The organism is Vibrio profundum (assembly GCF_050337555.1).
Taxonomy (GTDB): Bacteria; Pseudomonadota; Gammaproteobacteria; order Enterobacterales; family Vibrionaceae; genus Vibrio; species Vibrio profundum.
Genome location: NZ_JAKJTA010000003.1, coordinates 185,291 through 204,940, shown reverse-complemented (window position 1 = coordinate 204,940; position 19,650 = coordinate 185,291). Strand labels below are relative to the sequence as shown.

The window sequence follows — 19,650 nt, the reverse complement described above, 5'->3', positions numbered from 1 at the left end:
TCTAAATATCGGAGGTCAAGTTACAAGAATTCGTCAGCACCACCAGACAACATAATCTCGCCACTGTCTGACAACTTACGAGCCACAGCCAGTACTTCTTTCTGCGCGGCTTCAACATCGGAGACTTTCACTGGAGGCATGGCTTCCAAATCATCACGCATAAGTTCAGCGGCACGTTTCGACATGTTCTTAAAGATTTTCTCACGCAGATCTTCATCTGCACCTTTAAGTGCTCTTTGCAGTACGTCTTGTGGTACATCACGCAATAATTTCTGAATGCCCTGATCATCAACTTCAATCAAGTTTTCAAACACAAACATCAAATCTTCAATTGAGGTAGCCAAATCTTCATCCTGATCCCGGATTTGATCCATCAATACCCCTTCCATACTATTATCCATGTAGTTCATTATTTCTGCAGCAGCTTTTAGACCACCAATTTTGGCCGCTTGTGTCCCGGCTTGACCAGCAAACTGTTTCTCCATAATCTCATTTAGCTCCGCTAATGCTGATGGCTGTACTTCTTCTAAGTTAGCAATACGCATCATGAGATCGAGTCGGTCACGTTCAGCAAACTGAGTAAGAATCTCCGCAGATTGGTCTGATTCAAGGTATGACAGTACGATAGTTTGAATCTGAGGGTGCTCATTAATGATAATACTAGCCACTTGACGTGGGTCCATCCATTTGAGCGAATCTAGACCCTTAGAGCCGGTACCAAGCAGAATCTGGTCAACCAAGTTACTCGCTTTATCTTCACCCAGTGCCGCCACTAAGGTATTACGCATAAAGTCTTCGCTGCCCATACCTATATTGGTGTATTTCTGGATATCTTCCAAAAATGCACGGTGAACTGCTCCCACCTTTTCTTGACTCAAGTCTGACGCTTTAGCCATCGCACTACCCACACGTTGAACCTGTTTTGGCTCCATGTGACGTACAATTCCCGCCGCGTCTTCTTCGTTTAAGCTGAGCAAAAGTATCGCAGCTCGCTCTTCACCGGGGATCGATGAAATATCGACGTCTGCGTCCACGATATCACCGCCTTCAGTTTCACTTGGTAAGTTGTTGTCAGCCATCTTCCATCCAATTCTTCACTACTTGAGCCGACAGTTCAGGCTCGTTAGCCACCAGTGCTCGTACTGCTTTAAGCACATCCTCGTCTTTGTTTAAGTTCGGCAGATCAATCCCCGCGCCGAACTCAAATATTTCCCCTGCGTCGATTTCACCACCAAGCAAACTAGTTTCACCGTCTGAGCCAATCGGTATACCGTCAGGACCATACATAGAATCTTCATCATCACCTGCAGATGGGTTAAGCAGTTTCTTAAGCGCAGGACGTACTAGCGTCAAAATCACCACAATCACAACGAGAGCACTGGCCGCCCAACGTATCCATTCGTTAAAGTTAGGATTCTCCCAAATTGGGATATCTACCATTGTTTCTATTTCAGGTTTGGCAAACTGCATCCCCAATACATTGAGCAAGTCACCGCGCTTCGCATCAAAACCCACCGCACCAATCAAAACCTGACGTATCGCTTTTAGCTGATTCTCAGGGATTGGAGAATACGTTGTATCGCCCGTTTCAGGATTAACCACAGGTTTTTCCTTAATCGCGACCGCCACCGTTTGGCGAGCAATCACACCACTTTGCTTGCGCTCGTGGCTAATCGTGGTATCCAACTCGTAATTTCGCGTCGCCTCTTTATGCGACGAACCGTGACCCATCATCGAGCCATCTTTCATCTGCGCCACATCTTGAGGGATAGACGCATCGGCTGGAGGTTGATTGCTTAAAGCTCCTGGCACACCTGCTACTACATTACCTTTATTATAGTCTTCCAGCGTGTATTCGCTTCGAGTTGCAGGGGTATTGGGGTCAAATCGTTTCTGAGTTTGTTCGATAGAACTAAAGTCGAGTTGCAAATCTACCTGAGCGGTATAATTGCCGAGCCCTAAGATAGGAATAAGTACAGAATCTATTTTATCCAGCAGAACCTGTTCTTGTTTACGCTCTATTTCTTGCTCTTTGCGACGTGCTGTGGACTCGGCATCTTGTGAACCTGAACTTAGCAAACGGCCATATTGATCAGTGACCGTCACACGAGTCGGCGTCATGCCCGGAACCGCGCTAGACACCATATCAACAATTGAATCTATTTCTTCTTGGCTAAGGTTGGCGCCCGTTCTTAACGTGAGGAAGACGGAGGCGGATGCTTGCTGGTTGTGCCGAACAAAAACACTTTGCTTGGGAAGAGCAAGCAGCACACGAGCTTTATTGACCTGGCTCATTTGTTCAATGGCTTTCGCCAATTGCCTTTCTCGACTCAGTTTAAGGCGTTCTATCTCTAGGCGCTGTGATACGCCAAAGCCCATATCCTGCATCAGGATATCATCACCGGCTTGACTGCCTCGATTCAACCCCGCACGTACCATATCTAGCTTCATGCTGCTGTATTCAGCATCTGGCACCAAGATGGTATTGCCTTCCAATCTATATTCGAGCTTCTGGCCATCAAGGTAGTCGAGTATTTTGATCAGCTCGTCGGTATCATATGAACCCAACGGACGCATTTCTGGCTCTCTTACCCAGAAAAACAACATCACAATTAAGGCTACACAAATTGAAATGGATAATACCAGCACCACTTGGCGCATGAGATCTAAGTCGCCAACGGCAAAATCGAATTTCGCTGAACTTTTTTCGCCGGCATCGGGGTTTTGACCTTCCATACTGGCTGTCGAATCCGCGAGCATGGAACCGCCAGAGCTATCAGATACGGCTAGGTCGGTTGTTTGATTATCATCCACTACAGATCGCCTCTACTCTTAAACCGGCATGTTCATCATGTCTTTGTACGCTTCAACAAGCTTATTGCGCACTTGAATCGTCGCTTCAAATGCAACCGTTGACTTGTTACGTGCAATCATGACATCCGATAGAGAAACGTCCGCGTCGCCTCTATCGAATCGAGTTTGCAAATTGCTGGAAGTTTGCTGTAACCCGTTGACATTTTGGATCGCTTTCGCGAGCATATCACCAAACTCAGCACTCACACTGTGACCTGTCGCTGCAGGTTTCGCATTGGCGGCTTCTAGCATCATAGCCTGCATGTCTGCATTTATTCCGTCAATTTTCATACTCGCCTCCAATGTCAACGTTTTGGCGCTTTCACTTTGATAAGGGTATCGAAGCAATTAATATGCCGGATACATACCTTTTATATCAGCCTGGTATATCAATACCTGCATCACGCATTCTCGCTAGTTTATATCTCAAGGTACGAGGGCTAATCCCAAGCCTCTGTGCCATGTCCTTACGTTTTCCATCGCACTCTGCAAGGGTTTCAAGAATAATCGAAAATTCTTGGTCTCTCAGCTCACCACCTAAGCAATAGACTGCACTAACAGGCTCTGGTATCGACTCATACTCAGCCACATTTTTTACATTGGGTACTATTGCATCTCCGGATTCCACCACGCGTTGTAAGCTACTCGCGTCTTGCCAATCCACCCCTTCGAGCAAGATATGCTCATCCGTAATTTGGCGGTTATCACTGAGAATCAAGGCACGTTGCACGACATTATCAAGTTCACGCACATTCCCCGGCCATGGATAGCTCAATAGCTTCTGCACCGCTCGTGAGCTCACCTCAGGCATTGGCAGCCCCAACTTTTGGCAATGGCGCTCAATTAAATGCATGGTGAGCGGTTCAATATCCCCAATTCGCTCGCACAAAGCAGGCCATGCAATTGGAAACACATTGAGACGGTAATAGAGATCTTCACGGAAATTACCTTCTTGAACGTATTGTTTCAGGTCTCGGTTACTGGTCGCCAGCACCCGGACATCAAGCGCAATACTTTTTCGGCTGCCTAACCGCTCCACTTCTCGCTCTTGCAAAACTCGTAATAACTTAGCTTGCAGGTTCAGATCCATTTCACTGATTTCATCGAGTAAAATCGTCCCGCCTTGCGCTTGCTCAAATTTGCCAGGACAGGCTTGAACCGCTCCCGTAAAGGCACCTTTTTCGTAGCCAAATAAGGTCGCTTCCAACATATTGTCGGGAATCGCCGCACAGTTGATCGCCACAAATGGGCCATCTTTACGCAAAGAAGCGTTGTGAATGTAACGTGACATCACTTCTTTACCTGAACCACTTGGCCCAAGCACCATAACGTTGGCATCTGTCTTAGCGACTTTTTCTGCCAGCGCCAATAATCGAATACTTTTCTCATCCGCGACAACCGCATCACCATCTTCATCCGATTTCACCGGAGCGTAGCGGCTGACCATATTCAAGAGCACTTCTGGCGCAAATGGCTTCGCCATATAGTCAATGGCACCATCCTTCATGGCTGCAACGGCATCCTCGATATTAGCGTATGCTGTCATTAACAATACTGGCAGATTCGGCCAGTGCTGCTTGATTGTTCTCAACAAAGCAAGCCCGCCCATACCCGCCATTTGTACGTCAGAAACAACAATATCAACGCTGTTTTCCTTCAGTTTCAGTATCGCCTCTTCCGCACAGTCGGCTTCTAGCCACTCATAACCAGCCAATGCCAGCGTGTCCACCAAGGCTTCACGTAAACCCTCGTCATCTTCTACGATCAAAACTTTACTTTGAGCCATTATTATTCTCCAATACTAGAGTTGCTATTTCCGTGGGCACCACGATGTAGAGGAATGCACATGGTAAAGCATGCTCCTACTCCCTCTTGAGAGCTCAGCGCTAAACGGCCGTCATGTGCTCTACAGACCATTTGTACAACGGCCAATCCCAACCCCGTCCCTTGAGACCGAGTGGTAAAAAATGGTTCTAATATTTTGTCTTTCAGCTCATCCGGCACGCCCGGCCCGTTATCCTGAACGGAGACATGTAACTCTTCACTTTTTACAAGAAACGAAACGGTGATTTTTGCGTTCTTCCCTGCAATTTGAATGGCGTTTAAAACCAAGTTACTTAATGCTGAAGCAAGTGCATTGACATTACCGAGGAGCTGAGCCGTATCTGAGTCGACGTATTGTTCATAACAAATGGAGCCAGATTTAAGAGCGGTTTCTACCATAGGATAGAATTCGTTCGACAACTGTTCACTAGAGAAAGGCTGAACGACTTTATTGTCCCCTCCTTTAGCAAACAACAACATATCATTCACTTGTTTTTCCAAATCTTTCAAGCGATCAACTAACTTAGTTTGAAACCTGTGTTTCGTGGCTACAGGTAAGTTATCAGCAGACAAATTCGAGGCGTAGAGCAGTGCACTGGATAAGGGCGTTCTCACCTGATGAGCAAGGGATGCCACCATTTTTCCTAGGGAAGATAACCGCTGTAGATCACTTACTCGAGATTGCAGCAAGCGGGTTTCTGTTAAGTCGGTGATAAGGATCAATTGCCCCGTAACAGACGCGGAAATCGCTAGGCGAACCTTGCGGCCATTACGTAACGAGATCTCATGCCCATCGTCCTCTCTCGGAGCAAAAGCATGCTGAATCACCGTTACCCATTTTTCTCCCAGCAAAGGGACCTCTAAGATTTTTGCAGCTTCTGGATTCACTTCACGCACTATCCCTTGCGTATCGAGCAAAATAACCCCGGCGGGCATCACATCAAGCACTTGCTGATAGCGCTCTAACTGCTCTTGCATCGAGCCAAGGTGTGATTGTCCTGTTGTCGTCTGCGTTATGTCCATATCACTCGTCTGTCAATAAATAACACAATGGCCTGTATTGCAAAATACAGGCCATTGGAATTTAAATTTAAAATCAACAAGTTAAACAGGTGACAAAAATTTGACTCCCCAGAACACTTATTTATTGAGGTGATACTTACGCATTTTTTCTACCAATGTTGTACGGCGCATCCCGAGCATATCCGCCGCCCTTGCGACCACCCCTTCTTGGGCATCTAATGCCTGATTGATCAAATTCACCTCAAACTCTGCCAGCAAATCTTTAAGATTTACCCCTTCAGGCGGTAATGACTGCATTGAGGTTGCGCCATTACAACGGGCTTCTGGTTCTTCAAACTTAAAGTTTTCTGAAAACACTTCCGCTAAAGCGTCACGTTCCAGCTCTTCTGTTGATAACTGAGGCAAAGGCTGTTCAGGCTGAAATTCCGGCAAAGCCCCATGCCGATATTTAACTGGCAGGTGATTCACATCCACCACGCTATCGGGGTGCATGATCATCATACGTTCAATTAAATTCGCTAATTCACGAACATTGCCCGGCCAGTCATGTTCCATCAGTGACTGAATCGCCCTCGGATTAAAACATACCGAACGAGATCCTTCCTCTTCTAAGCGACGCATTAACTGACGTAGAAGCAGAGGAATATCTTCCTTACGTTCTTTTAGAGCAGGCATATCAATCGGGAAAACGTTCAAGCGATAATAAAGATCTTCTCGAAAGTCCCCTTGCTCAATCATTTTTTCCAAGTCTCGGTGAGTCGCTGCGACCACGCGCACATTGGCCTGAATCGTATTGTTACCTCCCACCCGCTCAAAGCTGCGCTCTTGCAATACACGCAGCAATTTCACTTGCATCGGCATCGGCATATCGCCAATTTCATCCAAGAACAAAGTGCCACCTTCTGCGAGCTCAAAACGCCCTTTTCGAGCGGTGATGGCACCGGTAAAGGCACCTTTCTCATGACCAAATAGTTCACTTTCCAATAGTTCTGGAGGAATAGCGCCACAATTGATGGGAACAAACGGTCCTTTCTTACGTGATGAGTAGTGATGTAAGCCCTTTGCGACGACTTCTTTACCCGTCCCAGATTCACCCAATATCAGAACATTTGCTTCGGTGGCCGAAACTTGTTCGATAAGGTGGCGAACCTGCTGAATACCAACGCTTTGACCAACGAGATCACGGAACAATACGTTGTTCTGTGTAGACGCTTCAGTACCGGGCACTTTGCGACCTAAAAAGTCTTTACAAAACAGTAGTGCTTTGCTTAGCTGGGGATAATTCAATGGGAAAACTAAATCCCCAATGTATTGAGGATAATTTTCGACAGGGTAAGCGCGCTGACCTGCGATAAGCAGAGGAATATGATTAAATTGAGAAAGCTTATCACTGAGCTGAGAAGGAAAGTTGCTGCCGTTTAAAGAGCCGACAATGCAACCGGCCCAAGCTTGTGACCAATCTTGGTCTTCGATCTGATTAGACGAGATGACTTCGCATTGCTCTCCGACAAATTCCAATATAGTACTCAGATTGATGCGCTCCTGAGGATCGTCTTCAATCACGAGTAGTTTTTCTAAACCTTGCATAGGGAGAATGATTGCCTTCAGTTAGTTATTGTGACGACTCTAAAGTTGCAGGCATTCACTTATCTAAGGCAGAAAACGGAATACTGATAAAAAAATCACTTAGGGTTGACACAACATTTCTACAAGTCCTGTTAGTAACTTTCATTTTATTGCATAAAAAAAATAAGGCAACCAACCATTTAAGCAATGTGACCCAATTAATGACTCTCAATCCAATATCAGGCAGTTTGTGAATTCTTGACTACAATTTACGCATTAGCGCCTGTCTCGGTTAAATTATGGTACTCCGCCGGGATCTTATCCCAAGCCGATTTTATCTCTCTAATGATATCAATTACGTCATCCAATGATTGAGGATCATTTTTATGATTTGCGTCGGCAATTTGAGTAATCATAAATTCGTATAACTGATCGAGGTTTTTTGCGACATCTCCACCATCATCCATCGATAAGCAGCTTCTCAAACTAATGATAATGTCTAGCGCTTTACCCAGGCGCTCACCTTTTGCAGGGATGTCGCCTTGCTCCATTGCCGCTTTGCCCTGAATCAAACGCTCTATCGCTCCCGACATAAGCATTTGCACAACCTTATGTGGGGATGCCGCACTGAGTTGGCTATCTACCGATACCTTTTTATAAGCCTGTAACGAACCACGCATAGTTTCCCTCTTCTATAAAAACTTTTTGTATTGCTGTACCGATTTACTGCCATGGCGATATTTTTGTAACGCCTGTCCAAGCTCTGCTGTTTTTGATTGCATTAACACGACAACTTTTTGTGTTTCTGCAATCGCAGCATGCCATTGCAACTCATCCACCACACTTGGATCTAATTGAATACATTCAATTACGGTACGCAGTAACTGTTCCCTTTTATCGACAAATATCGCAAGTTCTTCAGTATTTATTTCACTTGCAGTAACACACGACTCAATTTTGTGATTAATATCACTAAGTTGTTTCAACTCATTTTCCATGTATTAACCCAAAGCATTCATCATTCCCGCTAGCTGCGACTGCATTTTACCCGTCGCATCTTGCATGGCAGAAAATTTAGAATGGGTACGCTTTTCCAAGCTATCCATTCGACGATCTAATGCCGACTGATCATCAACTAAACGACGATTATTTTCAGTCAAACTCTTTTCTCTCGTACGAATTGAGCCCGTCACACCAGTCATTTGCTGAACGGTGTCTTCAACCTTTCTGGCAAAGCCATCATTACCACCAAAGAAGTCAGACAGCTTGTTGAAATTATTGTTGAGCTGTTTGTTCAACAGATTATAGTTGATTTCTAAGGTACCTTGCCGAGTTGTTGTGATCCCAAATTCAGTCAAGGTTTTTAAGTTCTCCGGCGCAGCAGCAACTTCACTCGAAAATAGTCGTTTTAGCTTAGCGTCTGAGCTACGTACCACACTGTCTCCCGCTAAAGGCCCTGCCTTGCCTGTTCGTTGATCGACGGTCCCTAGTTGCTGCGACGTTTGATAAAACTGATTATAAGCCGCTACAAACTGTTCAATATCTTTTCGCACACCTGGGCGATCGTATTCAATATCAATTTCAGAAGCTGGTTTATTGGGTTCAGTTTTCCCTTTTAGGGTTAGGTCAACGCCCTCAATGGCATTTTCAATAATGTTGTTGTCACTAGAAAGATGGGCTACGCCGTCTAGCACTACTTTAGAATCTTGACCGGCTTGCACTTCGGTCATACCACGATAAGTATCAAAAGATTCTTGCGCCGCTTTTAAATTAGCATCAGCGGTGTCCACTTTTTCCAGATGCGCTCGTTCTTCAGGAGTCAGCTTAGCCCTTTCCATTTGCTTAGCTTGATCTGGTGTAATTTCGCCGCTGTCCAGCGCCCGCTTTATTTTTACCTGCTCTTGAGCAATTTTTTGATCCAAAGCCTGCTGGGCTTCTTTGGGCGTGACGTAAGAGTCAGTCAAGGTACCAGAAGCGGTATTACTCCAACCAGGAACATCTGGCGCTTTGCCCGCGGCTTTTGCATCCAGCTCAACTTCAGGTTCCCAATAAGAGTCAAGCAGTGTCCCTGATGCGGTTTCAGACCAACCAGGAATCCGGTCTTCCGGTTTTAGGCTTTTCGCCGCCTCTCCAGCAGCAGCGGCTGCCGCTACTGCTGCATCAGATAAATCGCCAGAATCCGCGTTAGAATCGGCACCGACTTGCGCTGCCTGCTGAACTTGCTGTGCAACTTCTTGGTCCACTTTCTTGGCGGCATCGGTCATCTTATCGGCAATCTTTTGCGCGATTTTTTTCTCATCATCTGTTAACGGACTAATCAAATCCTGCGCCGCCGCACGAGCTTTTTCTAAGTCTTTAACCCGCTCTTCTAACGTTTTATATTCTAATTTCTTTAGGGGATCGCCGCTTTGTGCTTCTGCGCTGATTTTAACTCGGTGTTCTTCCCCTGATACAGTCGAAGCCACAATCATCCTTGGACCGTCAACATCATTGATGACAGAAGTACGAACTCCGGGGTTATCTTTTGCATTATTGATGCCTTTTACTACATCAATCAATTTAGAATTTTTTCTTACGTCGATAGAAAACTGCTGGTCACCCAAAGAAACATGCAGCTTACCCGGGCCAAATTTAGCGTTTTCTGGTAATACATCAGACGCTACTTTATGACTCTGGGCAAGCTGCAACACATCGACAGCATATCTACCCGCTATTGCATCAGTCGTTGCCGTTGCAGAAACAACATTTTCGTTGCTGGTCTCTACTTTTCGAGCGGCAAACGCCTTATCCTGACGAAATTTCATCATCAGGTTTTTCATCGTATCCAGCGACTCTCTGAGCCGCCCATAAGCACTAATACTGGCATCATTCTTGGACTGCTGATTGTCAATACGTTGCTGCTTAGGTACGCGCTCCGCATTCACAATCTTGCTGACCATGGAATTGATATCCATGCCAGAATTCATACCCATTGGGCCTAAGCTCATCAAATCACCTCAAAAAACTACGATTATACCTTATCGATCAACAAGCCTGATGAATAACGGCTATTTTGGTCTCTAAGACGTCGCAATACTTCTAGCATTTCCTCTTCAGGTATCTGGCGAATAATATCACCAGAACTCGCTTCGTAGATGGTGACTACGTCTCTTCCCGACTCTTCATCCAATCGGAATGATAAGCCAGTATTTATCGAAGAGATGAAATCATTCATCTGCTCCACCATCTTTGCACGCTCGGCTTTATTTATCCTTTCCCGCTGCTGCGCCAATTCAATTGCCGCATCCACGGATTGCGCGTGCCTTTGGTCTACCTCGACTGCAACATTGCTCTCGGCCTTTGGAGGAGTACGCTGAGCACTATCGTTTTTTGAAGCAAGTTTAATGCCACTTTGTGAGCCGTAAGGCTGGACGTTCGATGTGTCGGATGGTATTTCCATAACAATCTCCCTTCCACCTTATAGGTTGGCAAACATAAATCTCGCCCTTCCCAATAAGCTCGGTCAGAACTTACCGATCAACCTAATAAGCTAAGAGCTGCAGAGGAAGTTTGCTTGGCCTGAGCCAAAACAGACGTACTCGCCTGCTGCAGTATCTGTTGCTTGGTCATCTCGGTCGTTTCTTTCGCATAATCTGTATCCTGAATCCTACTTTTCGAAGCGTTAACATTCTCATCGATATTTTCAAGGTTACTGATTGCGTGGCTAAAACGGTTTTGGATTGCACCCAAAGACGCTCGCTGGCTATCTACTGTCGTTAGAGCCCCATCAATAATAGACACTGCCTGCTGAGACCCAGCTACGCTGGTCACATCTATATCAGATACAGTGACATCTTTCCCTGCCCCAAATCCAATTTCCGATGCAAGCCCGCCAGAAATGCCCAAATTACCCGTGACGTTCTGACTCGCCGCAAAAAATTGTAGCTTACCTTCTTCCCCTACTGATGCTTGAACATCCGCGCTTTGACCATTTATATAAGTCGCCAGCTCTTCAATATCTTGCCCAGTTTTAGCGTTTATCGTGATGTTCTTCGCTTCACCATTGTTATCAGTATAGTCCAGGGTCAAATCCGTTGCCGTTGTCACCCGCCAGTCGGGTGCTTTGCCATCAACAGCGACGTATTCGCGGCCGCCCATCTCTCTCGTATCTGAACGTAAATTGCCCATCGTCAACATAACGGCCTCGCCAGAGGCTGCCCCGATTTGAAAAGACTGATTACCATAAGTTCCATTAAGGAGGCGGTTACCACCAAATGACGTTGTCTCCGCGATACGGTTGAGCTCATCATTCAGTGCGGACACTTCTTGTTGAATAGCGACCCGCTCTGAATAAGAGTTGGAACCGTTGGAAGATTGCAGCGCCAGATCGCGCATACGTTGTAGCAGGTTGGTCGATTCTCCCATCGCCCCCTCTGCCGTTTGCGCGATAGATATCCCATCGTTGGCGTTTTTTACCGCCATATCAAGGCCTCTACTTTGCGAGGTTAGACGGTTAGCTATTTGTAAACCTGCCGCGTCATCTCGAGCACTGTTAATACGGTACCCAGATGATAAGCGTTCCATGGCCTTTTGAACGCCTTCGGTCGCGTTATTGAGGTAACGCTCCGCCGTCATCGCCGCCACGTTTGTATTTACGTTAATCGACATAAGTTGATCTCCTTTGGCTGAAGAATGACATACCGCCGTGTCTCTCACCTCACATTGGTATATCTCATTTCTCTCAGTCCTGTAACGGCGGTCAAAAAATAAGCTTTAGAAAGAAATTACATTTTATCTTCATCAAATGGATGAATTTAAAGTTAATCATTTAAAAATCAAATAATTAACATGCGAAAAAAAATTCACTTTTTTAGGCGATAAAAACCAAAAAAAGGCCCGAAGGCCCTTTTTTGGTTTTAGTTTGCGTTTACTTTGGTGACGGCTATCCAAGCAAGTTGAGCGCTGTATTGGGTGCTTGTTTAGCCTGAGCCAAAATTGAGCTGGAAGATTGAGTAAGAATCTGAGATTTGGCAAGCGCCGTCGTTTCCTTAGCAAAGTCCGTGTCTTTAATCCGACTTTTCGACGCATCCACGTTCTCGTGGATATTATCTAAGTTAGTAATCGCGTGAGTGAGTCGGTTTTGAAACGCACCTAATTTAGCGCGATTACTGTCTACATGTGTAAGCGCAGAATCAATAATACCAACGGACTCTTGTGCTCCTCCAACAGTGGTTACATCAATACCATCAACATTCACCGCTTTTCCCGCTTGCATAGAAAGCTCTCCAGCAAGTCCGCCTGAAAATGAAAGTGGAGAAGAGACTTTATTGTTGCCGGCGAATATTTGAAACTGCCCATCTTCATTGACCGAAGCGCTTAGAAACTCAGCTTGACCATTAATGTAAGTTGCAAGCTCTTCTATATCGTCGCCTGCTTTAGCGTTGATAGTTACACTTTGTTGTTCACCTTCTGGATCCGTGTAACCGACAACTAAATCACGTGCACCTGCTGGTACTCCCCAGTCTTCACTTTTCCCATTGGCCGCAATATAGCTCGTCCCTCCCATTTCATCACTGTCCGTACGCATATTCATTAGGGTGATCATCATGGCTTCACCACTGTTTGCGCCAATCTGAAATGCACTCGTTCCATAACGACCATTCAGTAAACGACGTCCCCCGAAGGATGTGGTTTCAGCAATACGGTTTAACTCTTTATTCAATGCAGAAACTTCTTGTTGAAGCGCAACGCGCTCAGACTTGGAGTTAGAACCATTAGAAGATTGCAGAGAAAGATCGCGCATACGTTGCAAAATCGTGGTGCTTTCGTCCATGGCGCCTTCTGCGGTTTGCGCAATAGAGATACCATCATTCGCATTTCTCACTGCCGTTGCAAGACCATTACTTTGTGACTTCAAACGGTTAGAAATCTGTAAACCTGCCGCATCATCTTTCGCACTATTGATTTTAAACCCAGAAGAAAGACGTTCCATGGCCGTATGCTGGGCATGGTTTGATGAGTTTAAGTAACGTTGTGCGGTCATTGCTGGGACATTTGTGTTTACATTCACTGCCATGTTGATATCTCCAATTGATTTTCCGAAAGTTCCGTTTTCCGACTCTTCGGAAAACCAAGTTGTTCTGATTACGTTACTTTTATTAACGACGTTATGAGCGCTTTCTTGAGCAACTTTTTTTACTTTTTTGGCTAAAAAAACATGCAGTCGATACAAGTGTGATGAAAGGTAAAAAAACAGAGAAATTATGACGATTTTTTCTAAAGCTGCAGACAAAGTTGTCGATAGGCCAACGCTATTTAAGTAGCTTCAACGCGAGGTTAGGGCTTTCTTTGGCTTGAGCCAATACTGAGGTACTGACTTGCTGCAAGATCTGTTGCTTGAGCATCTTCACGGTTTCTTCAGCGTAGTCGGTATCTTTTATCCGGCTATTGGAGGCGGCTAAGTTCTCATTAATATTACCTAGGTTAGATATGGCGTGACTAAATCGGTTTTGTAGCGCCCCTAATTCTGCTCGGTGGCTATCAACATATTGCAATGATGCATCGACAATAGACACCGCTCGCTGGGCGCCACCGGCACTAGAAATATCAATATTATCAACGGACTCATAGCCTATATTGTCTATTGATAGAGCACTGGCAAGGTTACCAGAGAACGAAATGGTGCCAGACGTTTCACGCCCCGCCATAAATATCTGCAGCTGGCCATTTTCATTCACAGAAGCAGACACCTTGTCGGTTTGACCATTAATATAAGTGGCTAACTCTTCAATATCATCACCAACTTTAGCTTGGAGATCGATGGACTGCTGCTCACCGAAAGCATCCACGTACTGCATGGAAAACTGCTGATTACCCTGAGTGACCTGCCAAGATGCGTTCACTGAATTTGCCGCTTGATAGCTAAATCCCCCCATATCTATACCGTCGGGGCGCATATTTTTTAACGAGAATTGCACGGCTTCGCCTGAGCTTGCGCCGATTTGAAAAGCTGAATTAGAGAAGCTGCCATTGAGTAGTTTTCTACCGCCAAAAGAGGTTGTTTCAGCGATTCTAGACAATTCATCATTTAAATCGGCGACTTCTTGCTGTAATGCATCTCTTTCTTGGCTACTATTAGAACCATTTGCGGATTGTAGAGACAGATCGCGTATGCGCTGTAAGATGCTGGTGGACTCATTCATTCCTCCTTCGGCGGTCTGAAGAATAGAAATACCATCGTTAGCATTTCTTACCGCGACATCCAGACCGCGCATCTGAGATTCCAGCCGGTTAGAAATCTGTAAGCCTGCCGCGTCATCTTTGGCGCTATTAATACGACTCCCTGAAGATAAACGCTCCAAGGATTGGTTTAGCTGATCGGTCGCATTGCCCAAGTGCCTCTGGGCAAGCATCGCCGATACATTTGTATTAACAGTAATGGGCATACCACACCCCCAATATCTATTCGTATAATCTTATATCGGGTGAAAACGGTGGTTCTTTAGCCTATAAGCTCCATCTCTGCATAAAAATCATACTCAGATCACTTGAAGATCGGCCAACATTTTCTGGCAAGGAGCAAAAAAGTAGCCACCAGTTACAGCTTTAGTGTAGTTAAGTAATTGATCTTTGGTTCCATCTCGGCTGCCGTACATACTTTCCAGCATGGCCTGGAAATTATGTACGGTATTGCAATAAGCAATAAATAAAAGTCCGTGTGCACCGCTTACGGTGCCATATGGTAAGCTATGTCGGACAATTTTTAATCCTTTGCCTTGCTCTTTCAGGTCAACACGCCCAACATGTGAAGCTGATGCAACATCGTCTAACTCAATAGAATCGGCCTTAGTTCGCCCTATAATGATTTCTTGTTCTTCCGTAGGCAGAACTTTCCAGCCATCGAGCTGATGCACAAATCTCTGTAGCATCACATAGCTCCCACCAGAAAATGGACCTTCCGGAATAATGGCGACTTGCTGTCTCTGTTGCTGCTTAGGATTTTCAGTACCATCGACAAAACCCGTCATATCTCTTGCGTCGAGATAACGGAACGCAGGCGTTTCATCTACGATGCTAACGCAAGTTTTAATGTCATTCATTAGGGTGTCGAGCAGATGGAAATGTAAATCGGCGCGATGAGAATGACAATGAATAAGCACATCCACATCTGAACTGGGGGCAAATACGTCCCCTTCTCCAAACTCGGGAAATTCGATAAGTTCATCAGGTGTTGGTGCGTCGAAGTGTTGCCAGCATTGCTTGGTGAAGGCGATAGACAAATGAAGGTTCGCATCTACATACCGTGTATTAAGTTGCTCGACTTGATTCGGAAGTGCTTGCAAAGCATGCAACACTTTCTGCGGGTGTTGGTGGATTTTAAGCAGTGAATACAATGCAAAAGGCCCTGCTTCAGGGAGAATAGCGCTTTGAGATGTGGACATGAACAGCCTCGAGTCTTGAATAGACAATGTGATATAACAATCAAACTAACGATACTAAATCATAGTCACTGTTTGACCAGCTTTGTTACTCACGCTTTGAATAATTTAGCACAAATCTAACGCCATATTGTTTGGTTAAAACGGTGCTACTCTGTATATACTCACCTTCAACTTGAATGTCGCAGTTATTATCTAAACTCAGGCTAAGGGACAATTACCTGAGCCGCTCAACAGAAAAATGTTCGTTGCCATTCAGAGTCGCAGGTTTGGTTAAACATCTGAAGCCAAAAGTCTATAGTTTGCTGATTGAACATTACACTCTGCCGCGCCAATATCATCCACAAACACCGCTCCCCATCGACGGCCACGACCCTAACACCGGAGTCAGTCAGCGCACTGAAAGATGTAGAACCTGTCACATATACCTCAACGTCGCTGCGTAGCTGCATCACCAGCTCTTCGACTGGCTGACCAGATTCCACACGATAAAGAAAACCGTTTTCAACGGATTGTCGGCACCAATAAATATGACCTTTGAGTTGTAGCTCAGTACGACTCATCACTAGTACGCTGCTTTTACTTACAAGAGGCGTCAAATTCACGCTTGCGCTTTTAAAAGCAGGCTGCCCTGATATAGGGTCAATATCACCGCCAATCACTCGGCAAGGCTTGCTACTTTGACTATTGGTATCACTCCAATGGATTGGCATAAATATTTGCCCAATGGTAATCTCTTCGCTAGTACTCACGCGCGCGATCGCTTCCCCCTTATCATTACTTACTTGTACTAGACTCCCCTCTTCCAGTTGATATTCATTCGCACTAGTTGGGTGAATGAGTATAAAAGGCTCGGGGGCGTGTTGAGATAGGGATACAGCACGCCCAGTGCGGGTCATGGTATGCCACTGATCTCGGCAACGACCAGTATTCAGCACAAAATCTCCTCCCCGCCCATTTTCATCAGACTTTGTCTGCTGAGTGACAGGGATAAAGTGCGCTTTGCCTGATGAAGTAAAGTAACGATGATTAGTCAGGAGTCGGCGCTGTGAGATATTTGTCGCTAACTGAGTTATCGGCCATTGCTGCGGGTCCATCTGCGCATAACTTTCGGCGTCTAACTGGCTCAAACCCGCTAAATTAAATGCTCTTGAACCATCACCATTGCCAAATGCGGTTAAGCCAGCATGCTCAGCAAAAATTTGCCCCTCATGCTGGAAATTAAACGCTGCTGAATAACCCATTTTCTTAGCGACATGACTAACGATCCACCAATCTGGCTTCGCCTCCCCCGGAGCAGGCACTAATTTTCTTTGCCTAGAAATTCGCCGCTCAGAGTTAGTCACTGTGCCCGATTTTTCACTCCAACCTTGAGCGGGCAATAGCACGTCAGCATATTGAGCGGTTTCCGTTTCAGCAAAACAATCCGACACTACAACCAATGGGCACTTTTGCAACGCCTGTGCAACTTTATTACTGTCAGGCAAGCTAACGACAGGGTTAGTTGCCATGATCCAAATGGCCTTCACCTCTCCTCGCGAGACTGCGTCAAACAGCTCAACCGCTTTTAACCCCGGACGCTCAGCCAGCGTCTCCGTTTTCCAATATTGACTCACCAAAGCTCGATGTTCTTGATTATCCAACTCCATATGAGCGGCTAACATATTTGCCAGTGCGCCGACTTCACGCCCGCCCATGGCATTGGGCTGACCTGTAACGGAGAAAGGACCGCAGCCAGCCTTCCCTATTTTTCCGCTCGCCAAATGACAATTTATGATGCTATTGACCTTATCCGTACCCTGCTCAGATTGATTCACGCCCTGAGAATAAATGGAGAGCACTTTTTTCTTATCGATAAAATTTTGATAAAAGTAGGCCAATTGCTCCGCACTTAAACCTGTCACAGATGACAACGCACCTTGCTTTTCGGCTTCATCTAAGGCTTTGGAAAATCCTTGGGTGTACGCGTCGATATAAGCAGCATCAAGGCCTTCGTGTTTGGACAAATAGTCGAGCAGACCATTAAATAGAGCAACATCTGAGCCTGGAGTAAGGTTTAAATGCAAGTCGGCAATCGAACAGGTCTCTGTTTCACGTGGGTCCACAACCACGATGAACATCTCTGGCTTGCCTTGCTTAGCCAGTCTTAATCTTTGAAATAGTACCGGGTGGCACCAAGCTAGGTTTGAACCGACCAACACCACCATGTCAGCCAACTCAATGTCTTCATAACAGACAGGCACCAAATCTGCGCCAAATGCGCGTTTATGACCCGCTACCGCCGATGCCATACAAAGCCGTGAATTACTATCAATATTACTGCTGCCAATGAATCCCTTCATCAGCTTATTCGCCACATAATAATCCTCAGTAAGCAGCTGTCCCGAGACATAAAACGCCACCGCATCCGGTCCATACTCTTCAATAATGGTCATCATACGATCAGCCACATGCTGTAGCGCCGTCTCCCAATCTCGCTTTTTCCACACTCCTTCCGATCTTATTTGTGGATAGAGTAATCGCCCTTCATATCCCAGAGTTTCGCCCAGAGCGATACCTTTAGTGCAAAGCTTACCGTAATTGGCTGGGTGGGTTGCATCGCCACGAACTTCGAGCTTTCCTGAAGACAGGGACCGCGCTTCTACTCCACATCCAACACCGCAATAGGCACATGTGGTCTTTATCCACCCTTCCTCTTTATCTTCCATGCCACTCACTTCCTTGTTCTTACGCTCCATACTTTATTAGTAGCAACATGTAAGCCATAACTCCCCCATTAAGAATATTCAGTCATTTGATATAAAAATCAAACTGTTATATTGCTCTTCATTTACTTCCTTTAACAACAAAACGCATTCGACTGTTTTCTTAATCATTACCGCTTAACTTTTGCACCAAGTCGTACCACAGCGCACCAAGTCTGCTCATAAAACATGTAAATCCAATCAATACTTCTACCCTAGAAAACACACCAAATTGCACCAATAAGCCATAACCCCATGTTAATTAAACAGATCTAACCCAGTTCGTTTGACTTTTAAGCATTGGCACTCTGCTTGCTCTCTATTGATCGCTGAGCTGCGAGTTAATTTCGCCAAAGCCAATCGTCAATCTAGGAGGGAATGATGAAGGGAACATCAACAGGGATAGGCAAAGTATCGATTGTAGGGGCTGGGCCCGGCGATCCTGATCTACTAACCATCAAAGCGATGAAAGCGATACAAGGCGCAGACGTTTTAATTTTTGATAACCTCGTAAGCGGAGAGATTCGCGCGCTTTTTCCAAGTGATGCGAAAGCCATCTATGTGGGTAAAGCCAAGGGAAAGCATAGCCATTCTCAAGGTGAAATAAACCAACTTATCGCGCAGCACGCTTTATCTGGACGTAACCTTTGCCGAGTAAAAGGGGGAGATGCGTATGTGTTCGGCCGTGGCGCAGAAGAGGTGCATTACCTATCACACTATGGCATCCAAGCTGAAGTCATTCCCGGTATCACCGCAGCTTCCGGTTGTACAACCTATGCCGGTATTCCACTCACCCATCGCGGGGTCGCTCAAGGCTGCACGTTTATCACAGCGCATACCTGCAATGATGAAGCGCTCCCATGGCCCGCCCTCGCCCAGCTCAAGCAAACTCTAGTGATCTACATGGGGCTCACTAAAACAGAGCAAATATCAGCAGAGTTGATTGCCAATGGCTTACCCAGAGAAACCCCCGTCGCCATCATTGAAAAAGGTTGTACGCCTGAGCAAAGGAATATTATTGGAAAGTTACATCAGCTGACTGAACTAAAACATGAATACCATGTTCAGTCTCCTGCGCTCATTGTCGTGGGTGAAGTGGTTTCACTCCAGCAAGAATTAACATCTCCAATTGTTCCGTCTCTCAATACATGTAAACAAAACTGGAAATCATTACTTGAGATCCAGTCTCACCTTCCGACTCACATAACCGAATAAGAGATCTA

General features: G+C 45.7%; 16 protein-coding genes. 1 reads left to right on the top strand and 15 read right to left on the bottom strand.

Annotation, left to right across the window (positions count from 1 at the left end; all coding sequences use genetic code 11):
• Nucleotides 1-20: 20 nt before the first annotated feature.
• The 15 genes from fliG to L4C34_RS00910 form a co-directional block, all read right to left on the bottom strand.
• Nucleotides 21-1,079, bottom strand: a complete 1,059-nt coding sequence (gene fliG / locus L4C34_RS00980) for a flagellar motor switch protein FliG (RefSeq protein WP_428787471.1) — start codon at nt 1,077-1,079, stop codon at nt 21-23.
• Nucleotides 1,072-2,760, bottom strand: coding sequence for a flagellar basal-body MS-ring/collar protein FliF (gene fliF, locus L4C34_RS00975; RefSeq protein WP_428787766.1), 1,689 nt, complete (start codon nt 2,758-2,760; stop codon nt 1,072-1,074). Before fliF ends, fliG begins: the two co-directional genes overlap by 8 nt.
• A gap of 72 nt (nt 2,761-2,832) precedes the next feature.
• Nucleotides 2,833-3,144: a flagellar hook-basal body complex protein FliE gene (gene fliE, locus L4C34_RS00970; RefSeq protein ID WP_428787470.1), complete on the bottom strand. Its 312-nt coding sequence runs from the start codon at nt 3,142-3,144 to the stop codon at nt 2,833-2,835.
• An 85-nt stretch (nt 3,145-3,229) separates the two neighbouring features.
• Entirely contained in the window at nt 3,230-4,639 is a 1,410-nt protein-coding gene (locus tag L4C34_RS00965; protein ID WP_428787469.1) for a sigma-54-dependent transcriptional regulator, read from the bottom strand.
• 2 nt (nt 4,640-4,641) lie between these two features.
• Entirely contained in the window at nt 4,642-5,700 is a 1,059-nt protein-coding gene (locus L4C34_RS00960; protein WP_428787468.1) for a sensor histidine kinase, read from the bottom strand.
• 117 nt (nt 5,701-5,817) lie between these two features.
• A complete protein-coding gene (locus L4C34_RS00955) occupies nt 5,818-7,287 on the bottom strand; it encodes a sigma-54 dependent transcriptional regulator (RefSeq protein ID WP_428787467.1) in 1,470 nt (489 codons plus the stop codon).
• Nucleotides 7,288-7,535: 248 nt separating this feature from the next.
• Nucleotides 7,536-7,946 carry a flagellar export chaperone FliS gene (gene fliS, locus L4C34_RS00950; protein ID WP_428787466.1) on the bottom strand — a complete coding sequence of 137 codons (411 nt, stop codon included), beginning with the start codon at nt 7,944-7,946 and terminating at the stop codon, nt 7,536-7,538.
• 12 nt (nt 7,947-7,958) lie between these two features.
• On the bottom strand, nt 7,959-8,264 hold the full coding sequence (locus L4C34_RS00945) for a flagellar protein FliT (RefSeq protein ID WP_428787465.1): 306 nt from the start codon (nt 8,262-8,264) through the stop codon (nt 7,959-7,961).
• 3 nt (nt 8,265-8,267) lie between these two features.
• Complete coding sequence (gene fliD / locus L4C34_RS00940) at nt 8,268-10,253, bottom strand: flagellar filament capping protein FliD (protein WP_428787464.1); 1,986 nt, start codon at nt 10,251-10,253, stop codon at nt 8,268-8,270.
• 23 nt (nt 10,254-10,276) lie between these two features.
• Complete coding sequence (gene flaG / locus L4C34_RS00935) at nt 10,277-10,705, bottom strand: flagellar protein FlaG (protein ID WP_428787463.1); 429 nt, start codon at nt 10,703-10,705, stop codon at nt 10,277-10,279.
• Nucleotides 10,706-10,782: 77 nt separating this feature from the next.
• Complete coding sequence (locus L4C34_RS00930; RefSeq protein WP_428787462.1) at nt 10,783-11,913, bottom strand: flagellin; 1,131 nt, start codon at nt 11,911-11,913, stop codon at nt 10,783-10,785.
• A gap of 274 nt (nt 11,914-12,187) precedes the next feature.
• A complete protein-coding gene (locus L4C34_RS00925) occupies nt 12,188-13,321 on the bottom strand; it encodes a flagellin (RefSeq protein WP_428787461.1) in 1,134 nt (377 codons plus the stop codon).
• Between the two features lie 235 nt (nt 13,322-13,556).
• Nucleotides 13,557-14,690: a flagellin gene (locus tag L4C34_RS00920; protein WP_428787460.1), complete on the bottom strand. Its 1,134-nt coding sequence runs from the start codon at nt 14,688-14,690 to the stop codon at nt 13,557-13,559.
• A 93-nt stretch (nt 14,691-14,783) separates the two neighbouring features.
• Nucleotides 14,784-15,686, bottom strand: a complete 903-nt coding sequence (locus L4C34_RS00915; protein WP_428787459.1) for a Dyp-type peroxidase — start codon at nt 15,684-15,686, stop codon at nt 14,784-14,786.
• A 227-nt stretch (nt 15,687-15,913) separates the two neighbouring features.
• Nucleotides 15,914-18,391, bottom strand: coding sequence for a molybdopterin oxidoreductase family protein (locus L4C34_RS00910; protein ID WP_428787458.1), 2,478 nt, complete (start codon nt 18,389-18,391; stop codon nt 15,914-15,916).
• A gap of 414 nt (nt 18,392-18,805) precedes the next feature.
• On the opposite strand from L4C34_RS00910, the gene cobA reads away from it, so the two are divergent.
• Nucleotides 18,806-19,642 (top strand): uroporphyrinogen-III C-methyltransferase, encoded by an 837-nt coding sequence (gene cobA, locus L4C34_RS00905; protein ID WP_428787457.1) that lies wholly within the window; start codon nt 18,806-18,808, stop codon nt 19,640-19,642.
• Nucleotides 19,643-19,650 lie beyond the last annotated feature (8 nt).